The sequence below is a fragment of the Candidatus Stoquefichus massiliensis AP9 genome (assembly GCF_000455285.1).
Taxonomy (GTDB): domain Bacteria; phylum Bacillota_I; class Bacilli_A; order Erysipelotrichales; family Coprobacillaceae; genus Stoquefichus; species Stoquefichus massiliensis.
Genome location: NZ_HG005303.1, coordinates 1 through 6,598, shown reverse-complemented (window position 1 = coordinate 6,598; position 6,598 = coordinate 1). Strand labels below are relative to the sequence as shown.

Sequence of the window (6,598 nt, the reverse complement as noted above, 5' to 3'; positions counted from 1 at the left end):
ATGATTTGAATGTGAAAATTTATAAAGATAAGGAATTGTTATATGATAAAGTTATTGAAACATTTGTAGATTCAATCATCTTTGATGGTCGTTATCAAAATAATTTAAGACTTGTTTTGACTTATCAAACACCTCTTAATCAAACATATACTGTTGAATGTCAATTAAATTCATTCACTTTGAGTTAATAAATCATTGATATAATTTCAATATCCTTTAGATGATTTAATTTATAAATAACATACTTTCATTCTAAAAGTATGTTATTTTTTAAATTTTATGACAAAAAAGTAATAATGTGACACAAAGATTTCACATTGCTATGGTATAATCAATCTCGGAGGTGAATGTCATGCAAAATAAGATTATTGTTTCTGTATTAAGTCTATTTATTTTTGTAGATGCAATTTTAATTTATTTGGCTTTGACAATTTCACCAATTAAATTAAAAAGAAATACATTTGTATATCAGTATGGAGAAGAAATACCTGTGCATGTTGGAGAATATGTTACAGCCAATCCATCTGTCTTAGAGAGTGTTAAGCTTGATTTATCAAGAGTGTCTAAAGAAGTTGGAAAGTATCAGGCATCTATTGAGTATTTTGGCGAGAAACAGACTTTTGAAATAGAAATTATTGATACGATTAAGCCAAAGGTTCAATTAAAACAAGTTCAATTTAATATTGAAGTTGGGAAAACTATTTATGCGAAAGATTTAATAAAAAAGATTGAAGATCAATCACAAACAATTGTTTATTTTTATGATGAAAAAACTAAACAAAAAGTAGAGTCAAAATCGTATGCAGAGGTTGGCTCACATATGGAGAAAATTGTAGTAGAAGATGAACATGGAAATCAATCATCAGCTTTACGTGTGAAAATTGTTGTAGAAAGTAATAAAGTTTTGCCAAAGATTACGGGAGCAAATGATATTGAAATTCATGTTGGTGATGAACTTGATTTGAAGAAAGATGTTAAAGCTATAGACGATATAGAAGGTAATATAACATTTAGAATGATTATCAGTGGAACTGTTGATAATCAAATGCCTGGCATTTATCAGATTACTTATACTGTTAGTGATAATGCAGGAAATGTTGCAAAAGTTGTAAGAAAGGTAACCGTTGTAGAAAATGATAACTAATATATATTTATTGATTTGTGCTGGTATATTTATTTATATTAATTTTATTAATCAGGAGGATAAATATGATTGTGCAATGCGATTAGGTGCATTTTATCCTCCAAATATTCAAGAAAGAAAGCAGTATTGGCGTTTTATTACTTGTCATTTTATTCATGTTGACTTTTTGCATTTTCTTATGAATGCCTATGCTTTTTATCAACTGGGTGGTTTTTTTGAAGAATTATTAGGTCCAATGTTATATTTGTTTTTAATTGTGGTTTCAATGTTATTGAGTTCATTGCTATGTTATAGTGCTTCTCAGATATCAGAGCGTTACTACTATACAATGACAATTGGTGCTAGTGGTGTTGTTTATGGGTTCTTTGGAGCTATTATTGCTTTGGGAATATTTGTGGGTGGACCATTTATGACATTGTTGGAAAACTTTACAACAGTTATTGCAATTAATTTACTTTATACATTATTTAATCGACAAATATCAAAAACTGGACATATTGGTGGGCTCATTGGTGGTGTATTGGCCATTGTTATCTTATTAGCGACAAAGATATTATGAGGCTACTAATAGATGGAGATGCCTGTCCAGATAAGCAGGCAATTAAAGTGTTGGCAGTAAAGTATCATGTAGAGATGTATGTATATATTGATTATGCACATGTGCTGGAAGATGATTATTATCAGGTTATAGAATGTGCCGTGGGACATGATAGTGTTGATATGGCAATTGTTCATGAGGCAAAGATGGAGGATCTTGTTATTACTCAGGATTATGGATTGGCTAGTTTGTTGCTGGGAAAAGGTGTTAAAGTTCTACATGTAAGTGGAATGATTATTGATGCAGATAACATAGATCTTTTGCTGGCATCTCGTTATATTTCTGCTAAACAAAGAAAGGCTGGACAACGTGTAAAGGGTCCTATGAAAAGAACAGACGAGATAAGAAATAAGTTTTTAAATAATTTAGAATATTTATTAAAGAGTGAAACTATTCATTATAGAAGTGAATAGTTTTTTAATATAAAAACACAGTAAAATCTTGATTATCCCCTAAAACACTGTATCTATCGCACTATCAAAGGATTGCAACCATTCATTTTACTACTTATTTACTACTGACGAATGAGCCTTGATACGCTGATATTCTGTGATATGCAAAGATATGGTACAGCACATCCGTATTGAAACATCAAAATTGAATAAAGCATATAGACTACGGAACGCCTAAAAAGAAGCGTTCCTTTTCTATTTTCAGCCGTTCAGAAATGGACGGCTATTTTATTACCCAAACGAAAGGAGCATTACATGAAGAAAATATTTAAACGGTTGCTTACTACTACACTGACACTGGCAACCCTCTTTACCTCATTACCAGCCACGCAGGTACACGCTTCATCAAACAGTGTTGTCCGCTTGGAAAAGCACCCGCAATACGGCTATGAGTTTGACAACAGCTATCCTGCACCATTCAACTATAAATCTGGCTGGCAGAGTTGGTGGACGTTCCACATGAATGTAAATGCAAGTGGACTGGAAAAGATTGTCTACTGTATGCAGTTCAGTATTCCATGCAATACAGGCGACCAGTACAACCATCAAAATACACACCCAGATATCAACGCCAAGGAACAAAGGCTATTACAGCGTGCCTTAGTCTTTGGCTACAACGAAAATACAGGCAACCTGTATGGTGGCTCATGGCTTGACAATGCTATGGCAACACAAGCAATGGTGTGGGTCATTACAGGCGGTCAATATGGTACGTCATGGGAAAGCAGAATTGCAGACAATCTTCTGCAAGACAATCCAACCGCACGCAGTATCTACAATCAAATTCGTGCCAACATGGAAAGCTATGACACTATCCCCAGCTTTACGACTTCCAGTGCTGGCAGTGCAAAAGATTATGAAATGAAATACAACATGAATACAGGCAAATTTGACTTGACACTAGAGGACAGCAGAAACGCATTGAAATACTTTGACTTTTCCGCTTCTGGTGTGAGTGTACAGCGTAATGGTAACAAGCTGGTATTATCTGCACCAACTGAAAAGCAGTTCGACACCATCACATTGAAAGCCAACAAGAACTTGCCAAAAGACGCTTTACCGTCTTTGATTTCTGGTACGCCCGAATTTTGGTACAACCCTACACAGCAGAATTTCACTTCATTAAATGTGAGTGGCTCTCGTGAAGCTGTACCAGCATATTTCAAGCTACATACAGAAAAAATCGGACATATCAAATTAAAGAAAACGTCCGAAGATGGTATTGTAAGTGGATTGCGTTTTCAGATTACAGGAAACGGCATTGACCGTATCTACACCACAGATAAAGACGGCAATATCCCTATACAAAACCTTGTTGCTGGTGATTATGTCATTACCGAAGTAGATACACCGAACAAATACGTTCAGCCACATACACAGGTGGTAACAGTCAAGCCTGCGGAAACCACAGCGGTAGACTTTAGCAATGTTCTCAAAAAGTTCAATATCCATGTCACAAAGTCGGACGAGGAAACAGGTAGCGACCAACAGGGTGACGCAACCCTTGACGGTGCAGAATATGACATCTACAACAGTCAAGGCGACCTTGTAGACCATATGAAAGCTGATGGCAAGACTGCCACAAGTAAATTGCTGGTCTTAGGTACATACAAGATTTATGAAGTCGCACCGCCAACAGGCTACACCTTGAACAATCAGCCTATCACTGTCACTGGTGACTTTGAGGGGCAGACCGTAGAAGTCGGACGAGCCGACACAGGTATCACCGATAGAGTTATCAAGGGGCAAGTCGCAGTCACAAAGTTTGCCGACAAGCCACTGACTGGAAGCAGTGAGGACGGCGGTGTCAAACAGCCTTTAGAGGGTATCGAGTTTACGTTGACCTTGAAAAGTACAGGTGATGAAGCTTGCAAGATTACAACTGACGCAGACGGTTACGCTATCACTCCATTACTGCCTTATGGCACATACCGCATTGAAGAAACCAAAGGTGCAGAGGGTTACAGAAAGATTGAGCCTTTCGACATCAAGATTGACAGCAACGGCAAGATTTACAAGTATATCCTAGAAAACACGGTCTATGAAACAAACGTAAAAATCATCAAGAAAGACGCTGAAACTGGCAAGGTCATTCCGCTTGCCGGTACACAGTTCAAAATCAAGGACAGTGCTGGTAATTGGGTCACACAGAAATACAACTATCCGAAACCAACGACCATTGATACATTTTCCACTGCCGAAGATGGAACGCTGGTACTTCCACAGTCCTTGCCTGCTGGTGATTATGGATTGTATGAAGTCAAAGCACCATACGGCTACACAGTATCAAAAGAGCCTATCCCCTTTACCGTATCAGCCAGTGACCCATCTACCATGCTGGAAGTCACAAGCAGAAACAAGCCAGTCAAAGGAACGGTCACAATCGAGAAGCAAGGTGAGCGTTTTGTCGCAAGTGACAATATCGGTACGGAATTAGGTATCATGTTCTCGCCCATCTATGAGTTAAAGAATTTAGAGGGTGTGACCTTTGATATCGTGGCGGTTGAGGATATCACCACACAGGACGGTACAATCCGTTATGAACAGGGTGAAATTGTTGATACCATTACCACAGGAAAAGACGGCAAAGCGACTTCAAAAGCACTGTACTTAGGAAAGTATCAAGCCGTAGAAAAAAGTACATTAGATGGCTTTGTGTTAGACGGTACGGCACACCCATTTGAATTGACCTATCAAGACCAAGACACAGAGCTTGTGACAACTTCCATGTGTCTTGAAAATACACGCCAAAAAGCTAAGGTTTCCTTATTCAAAGAGTATGAAACAGCAGGAAATCAAGAATATAACCCATTATCAGAAATCATATTCGGGTTGTATGCTCGTGAAGATATCCTTACACATGGCGGTGATATCGGTATCAAAAAAGGCTCATTCATTGAAGCAATCAGCCTTGACGAATTAGGAAACGGAAACATCAGTACCGACCTGCCAGCAGGAAGCTACACCATCAAAGAGATAGCAACAGGAAAAGGCTACCTGCTTACTGATACAGCTTACGACTTTGATTTTAAATATATGGGGCAGGAAGTGCCTTACATTCCTATCCATGTGAATGACGGCAAGCCTATTATGAATAAGCTCATGCGTGGCAATCTTGAAATCACAAAAACAAGTGAGGACAAAAAGGTTGAGGGTATCAGCTTCAAGGTATCTGGTACAACGGAAATCGGTACAACCTTTGAAGAAATCTACAAGACAGATAAAGACGGTAAAATCAGTATCAAAAATCTGTTAGTAGGCACTTATGAAGTATCAGAGGTTGTAGACGATTTGACAGTCGGTTATATCACACCAGAGAGCCAGACCGTTACTATTAAACATGATGAAACAGCAGAAATCAAAATGGAAAACAAGCTCATTCATGGTGGTTTCAATCTGTTAAAAACAGACGAGGACAAGAAGCCTTTAGCTGGTGTCAAGTTTGGCTTATATAAGGCAGATGGCACACCACTGGTAGAGTTTATCACTGGTAAAGATGGCACATACAGCATGAGTGATTTGTTGTATGGCGACTACTACCTAAAAGAGCTGGAAACGGTGAAAGGCTATGAATTTGACAAAGAAGCTGTATATGCGTTCAGTGTATCAAAAGACGGTGAAATCATTGAGATAACAGCCGTCAATAAAAAGATACCAGAAACACCAGTTACTAAAACAGACAGTCCGAAAACTGGTGATACAAGCAACGCTACCGCATTACTGCTACTGCTTGGAATGTCTGGAATATCTTTAGCAGGTATCAGCTTCATTCAGTACCGCAAGAAGAAAAAAGCTGAATAGCAGGTGGTGAGGATATGAACACCACACGTTCCCCACCGTTTTAATTAAAAGGAACAGCCAACACATGGCTGGTAACACCCTTACTTCTGCTTAGTGACCGCCTTTCAGTATGAATGGAGCTTGTCAAGGGTGCTGAAAGCACAACGCTTGCCCTTGATAAGATACAGGCATACTGGTACTCTGTGTCACGCAGAAGAAAGAGAAACAACAAAACAAAAATTCATATAGAAAGAAAAGAGGAAAATAATTATGGAATTAAAATTTGTAGTGCCGAACATGGAAAAGACATTCGGCAATTTAGAATTTGCAGGAGAAAGCGAGGTTGTACAGCGTCGGATCAACGGACGTGTAACGGCAGTGTCCCGAAGCTACAACCTTTACAGTGATGTGCAGAGAGCCGATGACATTATCGTGGTGCTTCCTGCTGAAGCTGGGGAAAAGCATTTCCAGCCAGAACAGAAAGTGAAGCTGATTAACCCACGCATTAGTGCAGAGGGTTACAAAATCGGCACAAGAGGATTTACAAACTATATCTTACTGGCAGATGATATGCTGCCGGAGAGCAAATAAGGAGGACTGAAAAAATGAGATTAGCAAACGGAT

The 6,598-nt window shown here is 38.4% G+C and carries 6 protein-coding genes; all 6 read left to right on the top strand.

Annotated elements, in window-relative coordinates:
* Positions 1-188, top strand: a 188-nt coding sequence (locus BN350_RS21120; protein ID WP_044600463.1) for a hypothetical protein, incomplete at its 5' end; no start/stop codon positions are given.
* Positions 189-352: 164 nt separating this feature from the next.
* Positions 353-1,144 carry a DUF5011 domain-containing protein gene (locus BN350_RS17905; RefSeq protein WP_028044820.1) on the top strand — a complete coding sequence of 264 codons (792 nt, stop codon included), beginning with the start codon at positions 353-355 and terminating at the stop codon, positions 1,142-1,144.
* A complete protein-coding gene (locus BN350_RS17900; RefSeq protein ID WP_028044819.1) occupies positions 1,134-1,703 on the top strand; it encodes a rhomboid family intramembrane serine protease in 570 nt (189 codons plus the stop codon). Before BN350_RS17905 ends, BN350_RS17900 begins: the two co-directional genes overlap by 11 nt.
* Positions 1,700-2,155 carry a DUF188 domain-containing protein gene (locus BN350_RS17895; RefSeq protein WP_028044818.1) on the top strand — a complete coding sequence of 152 codons (456 nt, stop codon included), beginning with the start codon at positions 1,700-1,702 and terminating at the stop codon, positions 2,153-2,155. The genes BN350_RS17900 and BN350_RS17895 overlap by 4 nt, the downstream gene beginning before the upstream one ends.
* A 294-nt stretch (positions 2,156-2,449) precedes the next feature.
* A complete protein-coding gene (locus BN350_RS17890; protein ID WP_028044817.1) occupies positions 2,450-5,995 on the top strand; it encodes a SpaA isopeptide-forming pilin-related protein in 3,546 nt (1,181 codons plus the stop codon).
* 249 nt (positions 5,996-6,244) lie between these two features.
* On the top strand, positions 6,245-6,565 hold the full coding sequence (locus BN350_RS17885) for a YdcP family protein (protein ID WP_028044816.1): 321 nt from the start codon (positions 6,245-6,247) through the stop codon (positions 6,563-6,565).
* The last annotated feature ends 33 nt before the right edge of the window (positions 6,566-6,598 follow it).

Coding starts and splice junctions, on each gene's coding strand:
- BN350_RS17885 (WP_028044816.1), top strand. CDS start 6,245: ATGGAATTAAAATTTGTAGTGCCGAACATGGAAAAGACATTCGGCAAT.
- BN350_RS17900 (WP_028044819.1), top strand. CDS start 1,134: ATGATAACTAATATATATTTATTGATTTGTGCTGGTATATTTATTTAT.
- BN350_RS17905 (WP_028044820.1), top strand. CDS start 353: ATGCAAAATAAGATTATTGTTTCTGTATTAAGTCTATTTATTTTTGTA.
- BN350_RS17895 (WP_028044818.1), top strand. CDS start 1,700: ATGAGGCTACTAATAGATGGAGATGCCTGTCCAGATAAGCAGGCAATT.
- BN350_RS17890 (WP_028044817.1), top strand. CDS start 2,450: ATGAAGAAAATATTTAAACGGTTGCTTACTACTACACTGACACTGGCA.